The 21,783-nt window shown below is 56.3% G+C and carries 16 protein-coding genes; 9 read left to right on the top strand and 7 right to left on the bottom strand.

The window, feature by feature from the left end; genetic code table 11:
* Positions 1-133: 133 nt before the first annotated feature.
* The 3 genes from RE6C_RS01215 to RE6C_RS01205 form a co-directional block, all read right to left on the bottom strand.
* Positions 134-1,288 (bottom strand): YhaZ family DNA alkylation repair protein, encoded by a 1,155-nt coding sequence (locus RE6C_RS01215; protein ID WP_008653095.1) that lies wholly within the window; start codon positions 1,286-1,288, stop codon positions 134-136.
* Positions 1,285-1,947, bottom strand: a complete 663-nt coding sequence (locus RE6C_RS01210; RefSeq protein WP_008653093.1) for a methylated-DNA--[protein]-cysteine S-methyltransferase — start codon at positions 1,945-1,947, stop codon at positions 1,285-1,287. Before RE6C_RS01210 ends, RE6C_RS01215 begins: the two co-directional genes overlap by 4 nt.
* Positions 1,948-2,044: 97 nt before the next feature.
* Complete coding sequence (locus tag RE6C_RS01205; protein ID WP_008653091.1) at positions 2,045-3,214, bottom strand: serine hydrolase domain-containing protein; 1,170 nt, start codon at positions 3,212-3,214, stop codon at positions 2,045-2,047.
* Between the two features lie 307 nt (positions 3,215-3,521).
* Between RE6C_RS01205 and RE6C_RS01195 the strand changes: the two genes are divergently transcribed.
* Positions 3,522-5,147, top strand: a complete 1,626-nt coding sequence (locus tag RE6C_RS01195) for an arylsulfatase (RefSeq protein WP_008653088.1) — start codon at positions 3,522-3,524, stop codon at positions 5,145-5,147.
* Positions 5,148-5,283: 136 nt separating this feature from the next.
* A complete protein-coding gene (locus RE6C_RS01190; protein ID WP_236617851.1) occupies positions 5,284-6,630 on the top strand; it encodes a sulfatase family protein in 1,347 nt (448 codons plus the stop codon).
* An 85-nt stretch (positions 6,631-6,715) separates the two neighbouring features.
* Here the strand turns inward: RE6C_RS01190 and RE6C_RS01185 are convergent, their stop codons facing one another.
* On the bottom strand, positions 6,716-9,541 hold the full coding sequence (locus RE6C_RS01185) for a hypothetical protein (RefSeq protein ID WP_008653085.1): 2,826 nt from the start codon (positions 9,539-9,541) through the stop codon (positions 6,716-6,718).
* A gap of 496 nt (positions 9,542-10,037) precedes the next feature.
* Here RE6C_RS01185 and RE6C_RS01180 point away from each other — a divergent pair, with 496 nt between their 5' ends.
* The gene (locus tag RE6C_RS01180) at positions 10,038-10,331 is read left to right on the top strand and encodes a transcription regulator (RefSeq protein WP_008653083.1); all 294 of its coding nucleotides are present in this window, start codon (positions 10,038-10,040) and stop codon (positions 10,329-10,331) included.
* 270 nt (positions 10,332-10,601) lie between these two features.
* On the opposite strand, the gene RE6C_RS01170 is transcribed toward RE6C_RS01180, so the two are convergent.
* The gene (locus RE6C_RS01170) at positions 10,602-11,624 is read right to left on the bottom strand and encodes a phosphatase PAP2 family protein (protein ID WP_008653075.1); all 1,023 of its coding nucleotides are present in this window, start codon (positions 11,622-11,624) and stop codon (positions 10,602-10,604) included.
* A gap of 382 nt (positions 11,625-12,006) precedes the next feature.
* Between RE6C_RS01170 and RE6C_RS01160 the strand changes: the two genes are divergently transcribed.
* The 6 genes from RE6C_RS01160 (at position 12,007) to RE6C_RS01135 (ending at position 18,927) form a co-directional block, all read left to right on the top strand.
* Positions 12,007-12,669 carry a DUF502 domain-containing protein gene (locus RE6C_RS01160; RefSeq protein ID WP_008653073.1) on the top strand — a complete coding sequence of 221 codons (663 nt, stop codon included), beginning with the start codon at positions 12,007-12,009 and terminating at the stop codon, positions 12,667-12,669.
* A 265-nt stretch (positions 12,670-12,934) separates the two neighbouring features.
* Positions 12,935-13,933 (top strand): ROK family protein, encoded by a 999-nt coding sequence (locus RE6C_RS01155; protein ID WP_008653071.1) that lies wholly within the window; start codon positions 12,935-12,937, stop codon positions 13,931-13,933.
* Positions 13,934-13,980: 47 nt separating this feature from the next.
* On the top strand, positions 13,981-15,795 hold the full coding sequence (lepA, locus tag RE6C_RS01150) for a translation elongation factor 4 (protein ID WP_008653068.1): 1,815 nt from the start codon (positions 13,981-13,983) through the stop codon (positions 15,793-15,795).
* Between the two features lie 356 nt (positions 15,796-16,151).
* Positions 16,152-16,742, top strand: a complete 591-nt coding sequence (locus tag RE6C_RS01145; RefSeq protein WP_007329453.1) for a hypothetical protein — start codon at positions 16,152-16,154, stop codon at positions 16,740-16,742.
* A gap of 278 nt (positions 16,743-17,020) precedes the next feature.
* Entirely contained in the window at positions 17,021-18,142 is a 1,122-nt protein-coding gene (locus RE6C_RS01140; RefSeq protein WP_008653054.1) for a hypothetical protein, read from the top strand.
* Positions 18,143-18,177: 35 nt separating this feature from the next.
* Positions 18,178-18,927, top strand: a complete 750-nt coding sequence (locus tag RE6C_RS01135; protein ID WP_008653052.1) for a polyprenol monophosphomannose synthase — start codon at positions 18,178-18,180, stop codon at positions 18,925-18,927.
* Between the two features lie 105 nt (positions 18,928-19,032).
* On the opposite strand, the gene RE6C_RS01130 is transcribed toward RE6C_RS01135, so the two are convergent.
* A complete protein-coding gene (locus RE6C_RS01130; protein ID WP_008653050.1) occupies positions 19,033-20,721 on the bottom strand; it encodes an FAD-dependent oxidoreductase in 1,689 nt (562 codons plus the stop codon).
* Entirely contained in the window at positions 20,718-21,719 is a 1,002-nt protein-coding gene (locus RE6C_RS01125) for a calcium/sodium antiporter (RefSeq protein WP_008653048.1), read from the bottom strand. The genes RE6C_RS01130 and RE6C_RS01125 overlap by 4 nt, the downstream gene beginning before the upstream one ends.
* Between the last annotated feature and the right edge of the window lie 64 nt (positions 21,720-21,783).

Raw genomic sequence — 21,783 nt, 5'->3', positions numbered from 1 at the left:
GCCTCGGTCGGCTACATGGGATGCTGATTGGGGGCTTTTCGTGGCTTTGCAAGTCGTGAGGTTTCATCCGTCTGACGTCTGGGCACGGTCGGTATGGGGAATCAGCCGCTCGTTGCGTCGTTTGTTTCTGGCGTCATGCTTGGCTACTGGCAAGCAATTCAAATGGAAGCGTTCCGAATGGTTGCCCGTTGATCTGCAACGTGACCGCGTGTCGGCCGGGATAGAGTTTGTACGTGGTGGCGTTGGCGTGCAGTCGATGGCGTTTTTTTAGTGCAACGGTTTCTCCCTTGGTGAGAGAAAGACGCTTGAGCTTGTGAACTTTGGGGGCGGTGGTTCCATTGGCTTTGACGAAGTCGATGACGTAGTCAATCATCAGTTCTTCGGATCGCTCCGCTTGGACCAAGAAGGAAAGCTCCAGTGAGTCGCCCGGCTTCAGTTCACTGGTCTTGAGTTCAAAATCCGAGACTTCAATCTTGGGGTTGTCTCGATAACCAAGAAACTTCAGCGCGGGAGCATGACCTTGTTTGATCAGCGTTCGCAAAGCATGGCGGCTGATCCAATCCAATTCCTTTGTTGTTTGACGTTTGACTATCTTCCATTCGCGAAGGAGTTTCAGGACGAGTTCAGGGTGTGACTTCGAAATGTCGTTCAGGTGATTGGCGACGGAACGAGTGACATAGCGAGTCGGGTCGGCGTGCAGTGTTTCGAGAAACGGGATCGGTGCTGTGACATCGATCGTGAGGCGGCGTGACCACGGCAGTTTGGGGCGTGTTCCCTCGCTGACCAAACGCCGTACGTGGTAGTTGGAATCGGTGGACCAATGCGTGAGTTCGGCCAGAGTCGCGTCGGGATGGGCGTCAATGAAGGCGCGGATGGCGTCCTCCATCGAGAAACGCATGGTGATTTGTTTGAGCGTCCGAAGCGAGTGTCGAAGTTGTTTGCGGTCGAGCCCATTGCGGACGACAAATTCGCCAAGAGGAGCAAAGATGAAATCGCCAAAGTCATCGTCGGTGCGTGTGGGATCCAGGGGTGGCGGCAGTGCCTCACGAATTTGTTTGGCCGCGGTAGAAAAGTCATCCGACAGATGTTTTTCGAGCACACTCGCAATGTGGACGATGCGTTGTTTCAGTTCGAGGTCTTGAAGGCCTCGCACGCATTGTCGAGTGAAGGCTTTGCCATCGAAGCTTGCGTCGGCTTCTTGGAATAGTCCGCTCAGGTAGCTGATGCGTTCTCGATTGAAGAGTTGATCCTTGAGGCTGAAGCCGCTGCCGGTGGTCGTTTCACTCATGTCTGCGGTTGTCTCAGTGGTGTCGAGCAGGAGTGTGTTGGGGACTTCGGATTGGGGGACGGTGCATCAAAACCAGCCAATTGGAGTTGATTCTTGCCAGTACGAAGGCTTGGTCTGTTGAGCACACGTTCTCGATCGAGGAGTTCGCGTTTGCGTTCCAAACCCCATCGAAAACCGGAGTCTTTGCCATCGGATCGAACCGCTCGGTGACAGGGGACGGCCAACGCAATTTGGTTCTGGCCGCAGGCGGCTCCAACCGCGCGGCTGGAACCCGGAGATCCAATCCTTTCGGCCAATTCGCGATAGGTGATCGTTTCACCCGGAATTGTTTGAACCAGGGCTTCCCACACGCGTTTTTGAAACGAGGTGCCGCGAAGGTCCAGAGGAAGGACCAGCGACTGTGTCGGTTGCCCAATGAATTGCCGGACGGCGGCTAGTTCCGTTTGGAAAGAGTCAGGTGCTTCGACAAGTTCATGGTGTGGGATTGCAGCTGCCAACTCGGATAACTGACTCGACGGATCGTCACCAAGGGAGAGGAAGCAGATTCCCTTCGCTGAGTTGGCTTCGCAAACGCGTGCGATTAAGAAGTGTCCGAGGGCGCATGCGTCGGTCGCGAAATGCAATGTTGATTCGTTTTGCTTGGATGGCGACTGGCTCATGCTTCGCTTTTGAATCGGCGGGGTGGAAAGGGGGCGAGTGGTGGGGATCGCCGGGGACATTCTGACGTTTGCATTCCAACGATGGGTGCTTCCGCGATCAAGGAGTTTTTGATGTGCGGAGTTCTTGTGTGGCCCAGTCCGCGGCGATGGTTCCGATTTCACCGGCAAGCGAGTTGACGGAGCCTTTGCCATTCGGATGAACGCGATTGCTGAGGAAGATAACGTACAGTTTGAGTTCAGGATCGATCCAAATCGCGGTGCCGGTGAAGCCGCCATGTCCAAAGGCCGACTCGCTCATCGATTTGCCTCGATTGGACGAGTAGCCCGATTGCTTGTCCCACCCAAGGCTTCGCAACTGAATCTGATCTCTCGACGCGCTGGGGACTTCGACGCCGGTGATCATCGCATCAAAGGTTGATTGCGAAAACAGGCTCACGTCTTCGTTCTTTCCCGAGTTCAGCAGAACATTGGCGAGTTTGGAAAGATCTTCGGCGGTGCTGAACAGTCCGGCGTGACCAGCGACGCCGCCCAAAGCGTAGCACCGAGGGTCGTGGACTTCGCCTCGCATCCAGTGACCTTCACGTTGTTGGGTGGTTGCGCAGCGTTCGTCGTTTTGCCCGATTGATCGAAAGCCGGTGTCGGTCATCTTCAACGGTTCAAAGATGTTCTGCTTTGCAAACTCATTCAGCGGTTTGCCGGAGACTTGCTCGACCAGTTCGCCAAGGACCATGAAGCCAACATCGGAGTACCGGAATCGCGTGCCGGGTGGACTGCGAAGTTTTTGGTTCATCAAATTTTCGATCGACTCTGCATGCGTGCCTTTGTAGTCAGACATTCCGTTGTCGGGAATCAGTCCGGAGGTGTGCAGTAGCAGGTGCCGGATCGTGACGGATTCTTTGTCGTGGCTGGCGAAGTCGGGAAGGTATTGGCTGACCGGATCTTCAATCGAGAGTTTGCCTTGGTCGGCCAGGATCATCACGCTGGTTGCGGTCGCAATCGGTTTTGTCAACGAAGCCAGATCGAAGATGGTGTCTTCTATCATGGGGACTTTGGTCGGTTCGACTTGGCGGTTGCCGAACGCATCTTGATAGATGGTTTGTCCGTCGAAGCCGATCGCGACCACTGCTCCAGGGCATTTGCCGGCTTGAATGCCTTTCGTCACGACCCGCTGCACATGGTCGGCTGGGAAGTCATCCGAGTGGCCAGTCGCGGCGGTTGGGAAAGCTAGCAGGAAAGCGAAGGCGAGTCGCGCGAAGTTTTGGTTCATGGTGTCGGGACAGAGAATGGAAGAACAGCGGGCTGGTGACAAAGATTCTGAGTCGCCGTTAGTTTACAATGGCCGGTCGCCCCGGATTGACCCTGACGGCTTGGTTCAGTCGTTCGATGCAAAATGTTTTGCGATGCGACCTGGACAGAGCCGTTTGGTTTCGTTTGGCCTGACGCTTTTGGACGCGGCTCGAAACCAAATCGATTTTGAATATTTCGAAAAATTCTCGCCGAATGATTCGATTCGCGTGCTCGTCAGACAACGCTACCGCCCCACCATCTCCTACCTACCTATTGATTGAGTCAGCATGAAACGTGTTGTGATGGGAGCTTGTCTCTCCCTCTTTGCTTGTCTTTTCGTTCTGATCGCGGTTTCGCAATCGAGTGCCGCGGAAACTTCGCCACCGAACATTGTCGTGGTGTTGGTCGACGACATGGGGTTCTCTGATCTGGGGTGTTACGGCAGCGAAATTGAAACGCCGCACATTGATTCATTGGCAGAGAATGGTTTGCGGTTCACGCAGTTTTACAACTCCGGTCGGTGCTGTCCGACTCGCGCGAGTTTGATGACGGGGTTGCACCCGCACCAGGTCGGGATTGGTCACATGACCGCGCCTCCCGGCAAGACTCTAATCGCCCCGCCGGCGTATCAGGGGCACTTGAATGAGACCTGCGTTACGATTCCGCAAGTGTTGAAGTCGAAGGATTATCACACATTCATGACAGGTAAGTGGCACTTGGGTCATGCAAGCCAAGATGATTGGCCGATGCAACGAGGTTTCGATCGCTTCTATGGTGGAATCAGCGGCGCGTTCAACTATTTCAAGCCGGGTGGTGATCGTGGGATGACCGATGGAAACAAAGCGGTCGCGACCGAGGACGGCTTTTATGCGACGGATGCATTCACTGACATCGCTTGTGAGTACATCAGCGACGCTACCCAAGCCGACGACAAACCATTCTTTCTTTACCTCGCCTACAACGCACCTCACTGGCCGTTGAACGCGAAGGTCAAGGACTTCGAGAAGTACCGAGGACGCTACACGGCTGGCTGGGAAGCGGTGATGAAAGCCCGGCAGGCCAAGCAACGTGAGATCGGGCTGTTCGGTGAATCATTGCAACCGGCGCCCCACGTCGGTCCGGCTTGGGAATCATTGAAGCCAAAGAAGCGTGATGATTTGGATGCGATCATGGCAGCGTACGCCGGATGCGTGGACAACATCGATCAGAACATTGGAAGGCTGGTCGCTCATTTGAAATCAATTGACCAATACGAGAACACGTTGATTCTGTTTTTGTCTGACAATGGTGCTTGTCAGGAGGGCGGGCGACTGGGATTCGGCGACGAGAACATGGTCCGGAATCCTCCTTTCGAAACGACCAACGGTGTGCGTCAGGGGTTGGCTTGGGCAAATGCGAGCAACACTCCGTTTCGTTTGTACAAACACTTCTTGCACGAAGGTGGTGCGAACACGCCGTTGATTGCTCATTGGCCAGGTGGAATCCCTGCGGCTCGTCGCAACTCGTTTGTGAGACAACCGGCGTACTTGCCGGACATCATGGCGACCTGTGTTGAACTGGCCGGTGCGGAGATACCCGGCGATGTTCCTCCGTGCGTGGGCAGCTCGTTTGCGAACGTATTGAAGGGCGACTCGGAAGCAGCCAGACGACCCATTCATGATTCACCGATGTTCTTCGAGCACGAGGGCAACGCGGCGATGCGTGATGGGGACTGGAAGCTGGTTCGCGAATACAGGAAGCCTTGGGAGTTGTACAACATCGCCGAAGATCGGACGGAGCTGAATGACCTCTCGGCCGCGGAATCGGATCGGCGTGATCGGATGGTTGCAGCCTGGGAGGCTTGGGCGACGAAGACGGGCGTGTTGTTCCCCGAGCGATTCAACATGTATCAGAAGCTGAAGGAGCAGAAGTGAATCGCGACCATCCCTCAAGGCATCGAGCATGTTCCGACATCGCCCCGCGAATGAGTTTGGCCTCTCAGGCAGGGGTGATTCAGTTGCTGAGCGATGGCCGTTTTTAGATCAAAGAATCACTCCAGCGAGACAACAAGTGAATCGTGCTTATACAAGAATGATCGCCGCATGCGTTGTGGTATTGATCGGCGGTTTGATCGTCCATGACGGGACTCATGCGGACGATCGCCCCAATATTGTTTTGATTTTGGGCGATGATCAAGCGTGGAGCGACTACGGCTTCATGAAGCATCCGGATATCGAAACGCCGAACTTAGACAAGTTGGCGGCCAGTGGTTTGGTGTTCCCTCGCGGTTACGTTGCGTCGCCGCTGTGCCGACCATCGCTCGCGTCCATTGTCACCGGACGATTTCCGTTCGAGCATGGCGTCACCGGCAATGATGTCGATGGACGAAACAACCGTGCCGAGTTGGATGTTCCCATGCGGAAGCAATTCCATGCGGTTCCCAGCTTCGTTCGGTCACTGACCGCGGCGGGCTATGTGGCGCATCAATCCGGCAAGTGGTGGGAAGGTTCTTACAAAGATGGCGGCTTCACGCATGGGATGACGCATGGCAATCCAGCCCGAGGTGGCCGGCACGGCGATGCCGGACTAGCGATCGGTCGTCGTGGCATGGAACCGATTGAAGATTTTATCGACGATGCCGTGGAGGCGGAAACGCCATTCTTCGTTTGGTACGCACCTTTTCTTCCCCACACACCGCATAATCCTCCGCCGCGGCTGCTACAAAAATACATGCAACCCGACCGGGCTTCCGACGTTGCAAAATACTACGCCATGTGCGAATGGTTTGATGAAACCTGCGGGACCTTGCTGAGGCATCTCGACGAGGCTGGCGTGACGGAAAATACATTGGTGTTGTTTCTGTGTGACAACGGATGGGCCGCCACCAGCACGAACGCGAGCGATCCGCAGCAATCGCAATGGTCTGGCTTTGCTTTGCGATCAAAGGGTTCGCCCTATGAAAACGGAATCCGCACACCCTTCCTGGTGTCTTGGCCCGGCCAAATCGAACCAGGAGTCTGCGATGATCTCGCCCATTCGATCGACCTGTATCCAACGATTGCTGACGCCGCTGGGCTGGAACCACCCGATGACCTTCCCGGAATCAACTTGATGGATGCCGATGTTCGACAGGCTCGGCATCAAGTCTTTGGTGTAACGCACTCGATTCACAACATGACGGTGGGTGATCCAGACGACACCCAACAATACCTTTGGACCGTGACTCGCAGGTGGAAGCTCATTGAGCGTTTCAATGGCGTGGACACAACCAACTACAAGCGGGTGCATTCGTGGGACCAAACGCCAGTCCATTTGTACGACATTCAGTCGGACCCTAGCGAGCAGAATAATCTGGCTGATCAGTATCCCGATCGAGTGGATGAACTGAAGCAATCCATCGCCGATTGGCGTGAATGACTCGACGGAAGGCGTTGCGACATCATTCCACACTCGACGATGTTGTCACACGTCCAATCGTTTCAGCGGCGGTTGCCGCTTGCATCTAATTGGATTGATGCGAGATGGGACGCATGGCGGGGAGCGGATTGGCGTCGGTTTCCCACGCTCGGACTTGAATTTCGTCGATGATCGCTTCGCCACCGCCCAGGACTTCGAACATAACGTGAATGGGTTCGTCGCTTACGGTTTGACGGTAGAGCGTGACCGGTGTCCAGTCGGGGCGGTCTTGAATGAGCACTCCGAGTTCTTGCGTGCCCAGCGAGTCGTACATCAACAAGCCTTGGTGGGGACCGCCGAATCCTAGCGTGCGAACGACGGCATCGATCCGGACCGCTCGATTGGGTTCGACAAAAATCGGTGGGCTGCGTACCAACAACGCAGTTCCTTCGTAGCCGCCAGGCAATGAGTCGTCTCGTTTGGGGATGACACGAACCGCCAACGCTCCCGTACCATGAAAGACTCCGCGATCGACGCACTGAGCAGCGGTCTCCGCCCACTCGGAGTGGCGACGACCAAAGGTCCATCCCTCGGTTTGCAGACTGTCGGGACGGTCCATGCCACCACCGCTAAGCAGGTTGACTCCCCAGCGAGATCGTCCGTGCACATCACCAATCGGTGGCAGCTTCAACACCGAAGTTGTTGCCAAGCCTGAATTCAACAAGGGAGCCCATGCGATTTGGGTTTCGTAGTTGCCCGCGTCCATCGGTGGGCTGCTGACGATGCCATAGGGATCTTCTCGGAACGCGTCGCAAAGCATCCAGTTGGCTTTCATGCACCAAGCATCCGCTCGAGCTGCCAAACGCAACGCGGATTGGGCGTCGTTGCTGCGGACCATGCGTTCGGAATTGTTGATCGTGCTGCGAGCAACCTCGAGCAGGTCATTTGGTGCGTCACGCGAAACGGCGCGGGCGGCGACGGCTCGCGACCAAGCGGTGTTGGATTGCTCGATGGAATCGCGAGCCAACTGCCAACGATCCAGTGATGCTTGTTGTGCGAACTTGGAGAGCGACGAGGCCAGTTGACCGCCGTCGGTGAGCTGGTCGCTGATCGCGATGACTTCGACCACGTCTGGAGAAACGATCTCAATCGAGGTTCCTTGGGTGGTCGTTTCCGGTTCGATTCGTTCGGCGGCGAAATGAGTCAATCGCCACATCAGCTTGCCTTGTTCAAAGGCGGGCAAGTCAATGCGAAGCGTCTTGCCATCGCCGCCCATGATGCGAGTCCCGCGAACCATTGCGGACGTGCAAATCAAAAACGTGGTGGAGCCGCTGCTGAGTCGATGGGCGGTGTAGTACGGACCCACAGGAACTGACGTGACGTCGGGCGTCCCGGTCGAGATCCATTGTTCGAGCGATGCGACGAAGCGATTGATGAAGCTGATCGCCATGCCGCGGTTCTGGTCAAGTGTTTCGCCAGAGGCCAGCGACCGAGCCGAACGCACGAGGATGGCCGAGGGAGCATCCGCCATCGCATCGGCGACTTCTCGCCACATTGGTTGCCAGGCAAATGTTTCCGTGGGTGGAGTGCCAATGCGATTTGAGATCGCGTTGGACTGAGCGATCGCGGCGGCATTGGGCATTCCGAGCACGCTGATGGCGATCTGCTTGCCGCCCAATCGCAATCGTTGCTGTGATCGTTCGCTGCGAATCGCTTCGCTCGACAAGGCACGAATGCGAGGCGGAGCGGTCAGCACGGCGGCATCCAGCATCGCGCCATAGTGTCGGAAGTCTTCGACGGGCGAACCAACGATCGGCCGTTGCCAACGTCGAGGCAAGGCACGCAGGCGAGCAATCTTTTGAGAGATCTCTTCCCGGTGGTGGCTGTCCATTGCCAAACCTGGCGCCGCAATCCATCCGGCGACTGGTTCGAGCAACGGTTCGAGTTTAGGATCGGGAATGGTCGGACACGGCGCGTAGATACGCATGCGGTGAGCGATCGCGTCGGACAGGATGGCCGCTGTGGGAGGTTCGGCCAACCAGATCGCATCGAATCCCAACGAACGTATCCAGCTGAGAGGCTCGTTGTTGTACTGAATGATTCGGGTGACGCGTCCAATGGGAAACGCGGGTTGGTCAGCTGGAGAAACCAACGACCGCGGATTGGAGGCGGATTCGGAAAGGCCCGCTCGACGTTCACCTTGTAACAGCGACAGGTCAACGCTCATCCGCGAGGACGACTGCAGCGGCTTGCGATTGGCATTGGGCGTTGAATGAGGTGAGCTGTCCAGTTCGGTGACCGGGACCATCGCGTTGACGCGAAGATCGTCCAATCGCAAGGTTGCGTTGCCGGGTTTGGCGTAAGCGTTAACAACAACCGCATCGACATAGGGAGACGACACGTCGGCTTGAATGCCATATTCGTTTCGCAGTGCGATGATCTTCAACCGCAACGGTGCGGTGATGTCGCTCACGCCAAGACGTTGAAACTCGCCGACTCGTCGGTATTGAGATCCAAAGATGTTGACCGACGCAGGACGACGCGTTTCAGGATCAATCAGATAGGGGAACCGAACTCGAAAGCCGATTTGAATTCCCGTGTTGAGTCCTTTGACCGACACCATGGCGGACAGTTCATCAATGGGGCGAACTGGTTCGATCGGGTAGACAAGGATGGCTTTCGTGCCATGCCCCATCACCAATGTAATGGCTTCGCAGACACCACCTTCGGCCGATGGATCGTTCTCATGACCTTGCTCAGCAACCTTTGCATCGCAATCACTTTCGTGAAGTGACCATCGCGGCGGATAGGCATCGAGCGAATCGATCAACTGCGCCGACGCGACGTTCATCATCCAAAGCGAACATGCAATCGCGACAAAGATGGAGGTGATGTTCGCCCAAGTGGCCGTTCCGAGGCAGCGTTTTTTCATCGCAATCTTCGTTTGAGATGTGTGCGCACGCGGTGGCCACACCCGATTCGATCGGGGCCGCATCGGAATACTTTTCCTAGCCGTTTCAGCCATCGCGGGAAGTTCTGCAAACGTGTCGGCGAGCCGGATTGAACGTTGACCACCTTCGGAGCCAAGGGAACAATCCCTTGCAAGTGACCGGGAGGCGAAAACGCAGCATCACGTTGCGAAACCTCCCCAACTACGGGTTGATCCCCCGAAACGCACCTAAGTGCTTGGGATACCAAGTCTTGGGCAGGAAAGCCAGATCGAAAGTGTGTTGCCAGAACGCCACGTTGCGAAAACGCAACACACATCAACAAAAACCGTAAGTGCTTTTCCCGTAATGACTTCGGGATCACAACGTCGTTCCGGCAGGCGGCCGGCACCGCAAGTGCAATGGATGGCTATCACCAAACAAGCAACCACTGGCTGGTTTGGTCCCACACCCTGACGCCCTCGAAGGAAAGTCACTTTTATGACCAAGATCGCTGCAAACAACACCGCCAAAATCAACGACGAAACTCCTGTTGAATTGCAAGAAATGGCTGCCGCCATTGATGCCCTTCCCGCTCGCTATCGGGACGCCGTCGCACCCGCTTTGGCTCGAGTCGTGGAATGCAGCACGCGTCGTCGTCGCATCCTGAACTTGGTCCAAGAAGCCCTGTCGCAACTGCGTTTGGACATGAAGTATCTGATCTTTGATTTGGAAGCGACCCGTCGCGAACGTGACCAATACAAAGAAATGTTGGAACAAGACGGCTCACTCTAGGCCGCAACGAATCAGGACGTTTGTTCTGACTCAACTTGGATCTCGCTGAGCCGGGATCCTGACATTGGGTGTGTCGTCAGCTAGGACTGGCTCGGAGGTTTTTCGAGCCGACTGCTTCGACAGACATCACCACTTTCGATTCGCTAAACGGAGTCAATCGCGGTTTTCGCGATGATGCACCGTGTCCAACGCGAAAACGAACTTTCTTAACGGCGTGGCCGATCACGATTTCGTGATCCGCTTTCCATGAGCCCATCACACGTCGCGAAACTAGGCTGCTCGTTCGCCCGCGTCGCCGTAATCTTGCTGGCCGACATTTTGTCGATGAGACGTCTGTTCCTCACTTTGATTTCCATTGTTCGAATGGATCGAACGTGATTGCGATGCGTGTTGAGGTGCCATCGTGGACTGCATCGCTTCGTATTGTTCGGTCGCACTCATTTGCGATGCGTGCATTGGAGACGTATGCATTGGGAACGAAGGCAATCGCGTGGATGAATCGGCGTCATGCTCCGTGACGATCTTTGTTGAATGGCTGGTATCCACGCGCGTTCGTCGTCCAAGCTCGGGGCCCATCTTGTCAAACAAAGTGCCCAGCAAACGTGGATGAAAGCAGACGTAGGACCAAAACAGTCCAAACGCCACACCGCCGCACACATCACTGGCGAAATGGGAGCTGGTGTTGACCCGATTGATCAGCACACCCATCCAAATCATCGCGAAAAGAACCCGGCCGCGGGGAACGACCACCCACAAACCAATCAGCATGGCTGTTGCGGTCACAACATGACCACTCGGAAAGGCTCGCATGGCCGCATCGAAGGATGCGACTTCGCTGAGGTCCCAATCAAATGCCCATAGCCAAGCCGAATCGTGGCCCGCGTGATTCAGGTTGAGGTTGCTGGGGCGAGGTCGGAGAACAAACATCTTTGCGATCGTTGCGATGGCACCGCCACCCATGGCGAGTGTGGCCAGTCGTGGCAAATGCCAACGGCGTTTCGGTGCCATTAGCAAAATCGCCAGCAAGATCACAAAGACGCCGTAGCCGTGCGATAGCACCAACGAAAGCTCGAGTGCAGAATCCAATTCCGCAGGCAACGGTTCGGTGCGGAAATACGAGGCGATGTTCACGTCCACCAACGTAATCATCGGCACCAGCATCATCGTCATGGCTGCCATGTAGAGCAGCGTCACGGGACGATACAGCGTGACCGCATCGTTGGTCGTGCTGGATTTGGTGAACGTATGGTTTTCGCGAGGTTGTGTTTCGCGAGGCGATTCGATTCGGTTCACGATGGCGTCCTGTATCGCGACTGGTTCAGATCGACGGTCTGGAGGCCGGATTCGCGATCGGACAATCGGGGCAAGATCGAAATCATTCGGTCAAGCGGTCCGCGTCGATTGATGTGAATCCTGGACGATCCAGACGCTACGAAATGCCGGTGAGCGATGGGAACCCCAGTCGGGTTGAAGTTCCATGCGAGCCGCGATGAGTTCCGCGAAATCTGAGGTTTTCCCAACCGGCCGCGCCTTTGCAAACGACGCAATCGGCCCAGAGTTGGAGGTCGCGCTACGTGGTAAGTAGGTCGAGCAGCGTGGTGTGTTCCGCGTATTGAGTTCACCACCGGCGTGATACCATGCGATTTTTCGATTTGTTCCGTGAAACACTGACGCCATGAAACAGCACGTTCAAAAACACTTTTCGTTTCTTCGCACAACCGCGATCGGCGGAATTTTCTTCTTGCTGCCTTTGCTGGTGGTGTGCGTGCTGCTCGGCCAGTTGGTTCAGGTCATCTACGCCGTGGCAATCGCGTTGTTGCCGTTCTTGCGAGACTACACACCGTTTCATGACACAACGGGATACCTGTTGGTCTTTGGCATCGCGACGCTGTTGCTGGTGTTGGCGTGTTTCGTGTCGGGCATCATGGCTCGTCGATCGATCGCGAGGCAATTCACTCGTTTCATCGAGAAGTATTTGTTGATGCTGTTTCCGCGTTACGCGATTTTCAAGGAACAACTCAGCGGCAACATTGGCGGCGACGTTGCGAAGAACCGGTTGCGTCCGGTGGTGGTGCAGTTGGAAGGGTTTTCGCAGTTGGCGTTCGAGGTGGAACGTTATCGCGGATCGGACATCGCCAACGATCCACTTGGTGTGACGCTGTATTTGCCAGGGTCGCCGGATCCTTGGAACGGAAAGGTGGTGATGGTCGAAGCATCTCGGGTGCAGCGAATCGACGCACCTTTTGGCGACGTGGTCGGAACGTTCGAGCAATTGGGCACCGACACTCAGAAATGGGCGCGGGCCAACGCACTGGCTGTCGAAAGCGAAGAAGCCTAGCGAAGTCTATCGACATGGCTTTCGGTTTTGGCTGGGGAGCGATTCCCGCTGGGATTGGGGCGGTACGGCGATGCCAAAATTGGGCAATCCGCTATACTTCTCGCCAACTACTAACAGCCTGTTGATTTAATCGTATACCGCATGACAACAATTAGCCGATGGGCGTTAGCCCCGGTTGGCGTCTGATCAACCGCCGCTAACGCGGTACGGCTCATTAGATCAACAGCCCGCTAAGACTCATTCCCAACTTCACTCAAGCGTTTGCATGACAACCGATTCACGTCATTACTGGGGCATCGACATTGGCGGCACCAGCATCAAGTGCGGACTGGTGAACTCAGACGGCGAGACCGTCGCGTTTGAACAGGTCCCCACGTTGGAAGCCGAAGGCCCCCAAGCGGCGGTTGATCGGCTGGCCACGATGATTCGTGAAGTCGAAACGCGGACGAAAACAATCGGCAATGTGCCACGAATTGGTATGGGAGCACCCGGGCCGATGGATCTGCCTCGCGGAATGTTGGTGGCTCCGCCCCAGTTGCCTTCGTGGTGGGAGTTCCCGTTGTGTCAAAAGTTGACCGAGGCAACCGGACGTCCGATTTCGTTCTTGAACGATGCGAATGCGGCCGCATACGGCGAGTTTTGGCTGGGAAGTGGCGCTCAGGGATCGTCCATGATTCTATTGACGCTGGGGACCGGCGTCGGTGGCGGTATCATTGTGGAAGACCAATTGGTCAACGGTGTGAACAGTTTTGGCAGCGAGTGCGGGCACATCATCGTTGACCCTTCGCCGGACGCCCAGCTTTGTGCATGGGGCGGCGGTCGCGGCCAATTGGAAGCTTACGCCTCGGCCAGCGGGGTGGTCATGCGAACGCGGCACCGGTTGGCCGAGTACCCAAAATCCTTGCTGCGGCCGTTTCTCGGCGAGAACAGTTCCCAGTTGACCGCCAAACGAATTTGGGAAGCGGCGACGGAGGGCGACGATTTCGCGAATTTGATCATCGACGAAACGGCTCATTGGTTGGGAATTGGCGTCACCAATTTGGTTCACACGCTGGACCCCGGACACGTCGCTCTGGGTGGAGCGATGAATTTCGGCGGGTCGGAGTGTGAGATTGGGCGTCGTTTTTTAGCGGGTGTGACCGAAGAATTTCGACAACGGACCTTCCCGAATGTCTTCGAGGGAACGACCATTTCGTTTGCGACACTCGGACATGAAGCCGGTTATTTGGGCGCCGCCGGGTATGCTCGCAAGCAAGATTCCTGAAACGGGTTCGCCGTTTGAACAATCATCATCACTGAAACTGAAACCGGATGGCATCGAAATCCTCTCGTTCGCAAGAACACATTCGCAACTTCTGCATCATCGCTCACATCGACCACGGCAAAAGCACGTTGGCCGATCGTTTGTTGGAGAGCACCGGAACGGTTGATAACCGCGGGAAGAAGACGCAAATGCTGGATGACTTGGCGTTGGAACAACAACGCGGAATCACCATCAAGGCTCGCGCCGTGGCCATGCGGTACAAACGCGACGGCGTCGAGTACGAGCTGAACCTGATCGACACGCCCGGCCACGTCGACTTCCAATACGAAGTTTCACGTTCGCTGGCTTGTTGCGAAGGTGCATTGTTGCTGGTCGATGCGTTTCAAGGTGTGGAAGCACAAACGGTCGCCAACGCTTTCGCGGCGATGGAGCACGACCTGACGATTGTTCCGGTGATCAACAAAATCGACTTGACTCACGCCCGCCCGGATGAGGTGGCCGAGGAAATGATGAATTCGTTGGGCACCGATCCTGACGAATGCAAACGCGTCAGTGCGAAGACCGGCGAAGGCGTTGCGACACTGTTGGATGCGATCGTGGATTCGGTCCCCGCACCGACCGGCGATCCCGATGCGGTTCTGCAGGCGATGGTTTTTGATTCCAACTACGATGATTTTCGTGGTGCGATCACTTACATCCGAGTCATGCAGGGAACGGTTCGAAAGGGTCAAAAGATCAAATTCCTGCGAGCTGGATCCACACACGATGTCGTGGAATTGGGCCAGTTTGCTCCCAGTCGCGTTCCTTGCGACGAGTTGGTCGCGGGCCAGGTGGGCTATTTGATCTGCAACATCAAGAGCCTCGGCGACGTTCACATCGGGGACACGATCAGTATCGCGGGCAATGATCCCGCGCCGGCGTTGCCCGGTTATGACCGCCCGAAACGGATGGTTTATTGCGGTTTGTTCCCCAGCGATGGGCAGGACTTCAGCGAATTGCGGGACGCACTCGAGCGATTGGCGGTCAACGATCCGAGTTTTGAGTTCGAACCCGAAACGAGTGACGCGCTCGGGTTTGGTTTCCGCTGTGGTTTCCTCGGATTGCTGCACATGGAAATCGTCCAGCAACGATTGGAGCAGGAATCGGACATCGATCTGGTCCAAACCGCTCCCAACGTGACCTACGAGATCACCGATAAACGAGGCGAAACAAAGAATATTCACAAGCCTCAGGATGTTCCCGATCCCGGGGACATCGAAAAGTTCTGTCAGCCGATCGTGCGATGCAACGTCATCGTGCCGGAGGAATACATCGGCCCGGTCATGAAACTGTGCCAGGAACGACGTGGCATCCAAAAGGGGCACGAAGTGCTGGGTGCTTCGCGAGCGATGCTGACATATGACATTCCGCTGGCGGAAGTCATCTACGATTTGCACGACCGGATCAAGAGCTGCACGCGCGGTTACGGGACGCTGGATTACGAGATGGTCGGTTACGAAGAAGCGGACCTGTGCCGACTGGATATTCTCGTCAACGGCAACCGAGTCGACGCGTTGTCGGTGGTTTGTCACCGAGCCGATGCGGATCGTCGCGGGCGTGCGGTGGCGAAGAAGTTGAAGTCAGAGATCGAGCGGCACATGTTCGAGGTTGCTGTGCAAGCGGCGATCGGCAGCCGCGTGATCGCTCGTGAAACCGTGCCGGCGATGCGAAAGAACGTGACCGCGAAGTGTTACGGCGGTGACATCACGCGAAAACGGAAGTTGCTGCAGAAGCAAAAGGAAGGCAAGAAGCGGATGAAGGCGGTCGGCAACGTCGAGATCAGCCAAAAGGCTTTCATGGCGGTTCTGACGGACGGCGAGTGAGCGAAGGCTCGCTGGTGTTTGGTGCCGAGTCGGTTCAAACAGTATTGGTCAGAGTCAGCTTGTCCGCTCTTGAGATTCTTTCCTGTTCACGCCGCAGTGTTTCCGAGCGACTCCGTGGTGGATGCGTTTGCGGAGTATCAGCAGGAAACGCGGCAAAAGGTTGAGTTTGCGTGCTGGTTGACGGATTGAGTTCCACGCGTGAAACGTTCCGGTCAAAACTTTCCGAACGAATTTCCGGAATGACCCGCAAGATCGGAACAGTTTGACACGATACAGGTACTACGCAAATGAATGATCCTCTGCGGATCGGTTCAAGTGCGGATTTGCCAAGTCGGAAACCAAGGAAGGTTGCTCGGATGACCAGCAAGATGACCTCAACACTCACTCGTTTCGGGACGTTGTGCCTGCTCACCACTGTGGTGATCTCTAGCACAGGTTGCTACGGCCTGGGCGGCAGCAACTACAACTTGGGAATCCTCGGATTTCCAATTCCTGTGAGCCCGTACTACCAGCACAAACAAGAAGAGAAGTTCCACAACAAGGAACGCTATGACCGGGTGCCGATTCTCGGCCCCACCACGTCAGGCGGACCTCCAATCGCGTTGGATCCACCCAGCGATGACGAAGTGATGCAAGCACTCGAGCAGGCTCGTCCTGTCCAAGGCGGCATCCCGTTGATCTGGGAAAAGCAACGCAACGATGTGCGAATCATCAAAGAGAAGATCGCGGATTACATCGATCCACCGCGTTTCTACCCTTTGATCGGTCCAGCCCAGCTGCACCACGCACACTACAAGTGCACGATCTACTTCGACGAGTCGACCATCATCGGCTACCCCGTTCCGCACACGCTGCGTGACCGCGAAGCGATTGAAGTCGTCTACATTGACCACAACCACTTCCACATGGTTGGTGACGTCGAGCCTTACACGACACCGAACTTGTAGGTCCTAGCCTGCTGGGATCGACGTTCCGGATGCAACACTCCGGTTGGCAATCGCACTGAACAAAAGCAACGGTCCGATGAGCATTTGAGCTCACCGGGCCGTTTGTTCGTTCAAGCCCGACATCTTTCCCACACCGCACGGTTTCCCCACGCGATGCGTCTGACTCGTGATGGCGTTGAGAAACCAGAAAAGGACGTCGGGATTCTTCCCGGAAGCATGGTCGGCGGGTTAGCGTATGCGGACTGAAATCACGTCCCGCTCCTCGCGAATCCCTGCACATGAATTCTGACGAAAACCCTTCTTTGACCAGCGACTCGCCACGATTCGACGCCGATGATTTGGGCACGCCCGATTCAGTGGAGTCGAACCCCACCGCCAATTCGGATGTTTACGAAGACGTGCCGGATGACGAGCCCGTCGGCGAAACTTCCGCCGCAACCGAGGCCGCTCCTGAGACGTTGACGGCCGAAATGCTGAACGAAGACGTTTCGGATTTGGCTGACGACGTCGAAGAGCTTTCGGACGAAGTCAACCAATTCGCGGTTTCAGCCGTCGCGGCAACGGACGCTGCCGAAGAATCCGTCGACACGGAGCTGTCGCCCGAGTTGTTGGCGTTGCAGCAACCGTTCGTCGGTCAATGGAACGGGTTGGTCAGCACGACGAACTGGGAAAAAGGCCGCATCATCAGTCAGTGGCGAGCCGCGTTGATCGAAGCCGGTGCTCCGTCGACCGAATATTCCGATGAGGCTTGGGCCTCTCGCGTCGGAGGTGTCACGGCACCCCACGTGGGGCGTTTGCGTCGCGTCTTTGACCGATTCGCGGAAGACCAGCCGAAGTACGAAGGTTTATATTGGTCGCACTTCTTGGCCGCGTTGGATTGGGATGACGCGGCACTTTGGTTGCAAGGAGCCGTCGAAGAGAAGTGGTCGGTTTCGAACATGCGAGACAAGCGTTGGAAAGCCAACGGCGAAGTCGAATCGCAGCGTCCGTCGGCCAGCCAAGTCATGGAGGTTGATTTGGATGAGGACCAGCCTGAAATGAGCGATGCCAATTTGGGCACCGCTCCCGCGCAGGGCGACGACACGACAAAGGATTACGACGGCGATACCGATGGCGTCCAAGGTCCTACCTACGAGGGACCGGACTTTGGCGATGAAGAGGAACTGAACAAGCTCGGTGAGTCGGGCCGCGAAGAAGGGGAAGCGGGATTGGCGACGGAAACGCCGCCGTCACCTTTGCAACCGTTCGCTGGTTTGCCAGAATTGCCAGATGACCTCAGCGACGTCGTGGAACAACTGAAATTGTCGATCTTGCGACACAAGTCCGCTGGTTTCAATGACGTGTCGCCCGACGTGATTCGCCGCTACCTCGAAGCGGTTGCACTTCTGATTGAATCGTAGCCATCGAAACGACTTCCCAAGCCGCCAACGAAACCGTGCCCCATTCCGTTGCCCCTGACTTCGCGTCAGGGCAACGGATTTTAGTTGGAATCTGCACCTACAACGAAGCCGCCAACGTCAAAACGATGTTGACGAAGATTCGTGAGGCTTTGCCAAACGCGGTGTGTTTGGTCGTCGATGACGATTCGCCCGATGGAACCGCGGAAATCGCACGACGGTACGCGGAGGAATCTGGGGCCGGTGATTCGGTTCTGGTGAAAGTCCGCAAGGACGAACGTGGGTTGGGTGGCGCCATTCGTGCCGCGATGCAAACCGCGATCGACGGGAAGTACGATTTGTTCTGCAACATGGACGCGGATCTCAGTCATGACCCAGCGGACTTGCCGCGGCTGGTTTCGACGTGTCTGAATGAGAACGCCGACGTGGTCGTCGGGTCTCGTTACATCGAAGGCGGCGCCATCGTCGGTTGGCCTTGGCGTCGCAAGGTGATGAGCGGTTTGATCAACGCGTTCACGAGAAAGATGTTGCGGTTGCCGGTTCATGACGCCAGCGGTTCGTATCGTTGCTATCGCGTGCGATGTCTGGCTGGATTGGATCCGCCTCGCAATCCGAGTGACGGTTATGCGTTCATCCAAGAAGTCTTGCTGCGGCTCCATCGCGATGGAGCGAAGTGCGTCGAGGTTCCGATCACGTTTACCGAACGAGTTCACGGGACCAGCAAGTTGAATTTTCGCGAAGCAATGCGGAGCAGTTTGACGGTGTTCCGATTGTTGGCGGTTCGGTAGGCCATGTTTCACATGGCGACTGCGAATTGGGGCGTTGTTTGCGGTTTGGGCTGGTTTGAAGTGGTACGTGAATTGGAACGCGGCGATCGCCAGGTGGAACCTGGCCTACGTGGATTTTCGTCCCACTTTGCTTTGTGCAACCGCTTGGGCGGCTCGGCGGCCGTGGTCGAAGGCTTCTTCGAAGAGGGCGACGCCGCTGAGATCTGATGCGGCGAAGTGCAGGTTGCCGATGGGGTCGCTGGCCTTTGCTCGGAGTGGATTGGAGCGACTGCCGATGGTGGGCTGGATCATGGCGTGTCCCCACATCATGACATCCAACGTCTCGATTTGATTTCGAATGTCAGGGTGCATGACCTCGAGATCACTGCAAACGACTTCGGCGGCTTCTTCCCATGTCAGGTTCAATAGCTCAGTGCGGGTGATCGCGACGTTGTCGGTGTTGAGAGCTTGGTACCAGGTCAGCACCGTTCCGCCGTGGTCGCGTCCGGTTTGATGTCCCGCGTTGACATAACCCAGGGAGGCGGACTGATAGCGAACGTTGTCCCAGCACATCGCTGGCTGAGCTTCTTTTGGCCGATCCTTAAGCACAATATTCGCGACCAACCAACTGCCGTACTGAAACGATCGAGCCGTCTCGATTCGCTCTTGTTTGATTTCGCCGAGAGAAGCGGGCAACAGCTGAGACGCAATGAATTGCGGGACGGCGAGAATGACCGAGTCCGCGGTGAAGTTCGTTTGCTTTTGCGTTTGTGTGTCGAAGGAATGCAGCTTGTAGTTGGCTGCTTCGGTTTGGCTGATCGACAGAACCGCCTGGTTTTTTTCGATGCGATCACCGACTCGTTGAGTCAATTGGTCGACCAAGAATCCGTTGCCTTCGGGCCAGGTCAGCACGGGAGCGGACTCGGTCGAGTTGGACGGATCGAGCATCCGCGAAGCGAAGTAGAAGATGCCCGCCCATGCACTGGTTTGGTCGGCGCGCAGTCCATAGTCATCTCGGCAGGAGTGGTCGACCAACCAAAGCAATCGCGGCGAATCAAATTCGCGGGATTGCATCCACTGTGTCATCGAAAGCTGATCGAGTGCGAGACACTCGGGATCATCACTCGCTTGCGAGGTTGGAAGCACGAACCATCGTTTGCCGCTCGCATCGGTTTGCTGTGCGAATTCGGACATCTCTTTTTGGAAGCGTTCGATTTGCGAGACGTCTTGGTCGGTCGCATCGCGCATCGGGAGCAAACCGTATTGCCATTGGCCGTTTGCCCACACTCGTTCTTCCGGATCGCGACAAAGCATCTGCTCGGCGGCTTCACCGTCATCATTTAGAACGCCGCAATCACGCAAGAAGGCTCGCAGTGGTTTGTTGTGAGTGCCGGGAAGCGGCAAGTAGTGGGCTCCCCACGGCGCACGCAATGATCCGAATGAGTCGGAAGTGTACTGAGTGCTTTTTGAGGTTCCGCCGGGAGACGATTCCAGTTCGAGGATGAGGAAGTCATCGACGCCCGATTTTAGAAGTTCGTAACCGGCGGCCAGCCCGGCGACACCGCCGCCGACGATGATGCAACTGGCGTGGCGGCTGATGTCGTCTGTTTGCGAAGCGAATCGTTCTGCAACGGGAACTCGCAAACGATGGCCGATTTCGCGATTCGGCGAGAGCATCGAGCCAGAGAAAGGCAGGGCACCCGACCATTTGGATGTCAGGGAATCGCAGCCGACGCAGGCGAGGGCACCGGCACCGAGCACCGAAGACAGCAAATCTCGCCGGGTGTAGCGAAGTCTTCGGGGCTGAGAATTCATCCGAATGCTCCGTTGGTTTTCAATAAGTACCCGATGTAGCCGCAGTAGATCAAAATCATCGACACGCCTTCCCAGCGTTCGATCGTTCGACCGGTCCGGTACAGAACCCAACTGAGAATCGCGGCGATCACCATCAGTGGCATGTCCAGTTGTAGGATCTCGTCGGCAACGTTCAGCCCGCTCGGTGCGATGACGGAGGTGATCCCGAGGACCGCGACGATGTTCAGCGTCGTGCTACCCACCGCGTTGCCAATCGCGATTCCTCGTTCGCCTTTGATGGTTGCGGCGACGGAGGTGACCAGTTCAGGAAGCGAGGTTCCCGCGGACACGATTGTGAGGCCGATGACCAATTCCGATACGCCAAGAATGCGTGCCATCGAAACGGCACCGTCAACGAACAAGTCGCATCCGAAGACCAAGGCGGCAACACCGGCGGTCAGCATGATCAGTTGCCAAACGATGACGGCAACGCGGCGCCCCAAGGTTTCGGCGGCTTCTTCGACAATTTCTGGCGTCAGCAGGTCGTCGCTGATCGGCTGATTGCCCGACTTTTTTCCCAGTCGGTACGAAATCGCGAAGTAGCCAATCATGATCAGGATCAAGACGATTCCGTCGAAACGCCCGATGATTCCGTTCAAGGATGCGACCAGCATCGCGATGGTCGCGGCAATCATGACCGGAACGTCAAAGCGTGTGATCTGACGATCGACCGGCAGCGGTGCGAACAGAGCGCTGAATCCAACGATCATCAACATGTTGAACAGATTGCTGCCGACGACGTTTCCGATCGTGATGTCCGCTTGACCGCGGAGGGCGGTTGCGAATGAAACTGCCATTTCGGGGGCGCTGGTACCGAGCGATACGACGGTCAGTCCCACGAACAGCGGACTGAGCTTCGCCGCGATCGCCAAACGGGAGGCGCCGCGAACAACCCACTCGCCTCCGACCAAAAGAAGGAGGACGCCGCCGAGAATCTGGAGTGCAAGGATGCCATTCATAGGCCCGAAAATAGACAAGCGTGCCGTCTCGCAACAGGAGACGACACGCTTGAAAGTTGTTTCG

Source organism: Rhodopirellula europaea 6C (assembly GCF_000338295.1).
GTDB classification, from domain to species: Bacteria; Planctomycetota; Planctomycetia; order Pirellulales; family Pirellulaceae; genus Rhodopirellula; species Rhodopirellula europaea.
The sequence above is the reverse complement of the archived record's forward strand: the minus strand, read 5'-3'. Positions and strand labels throughout refer to the sequence as shown.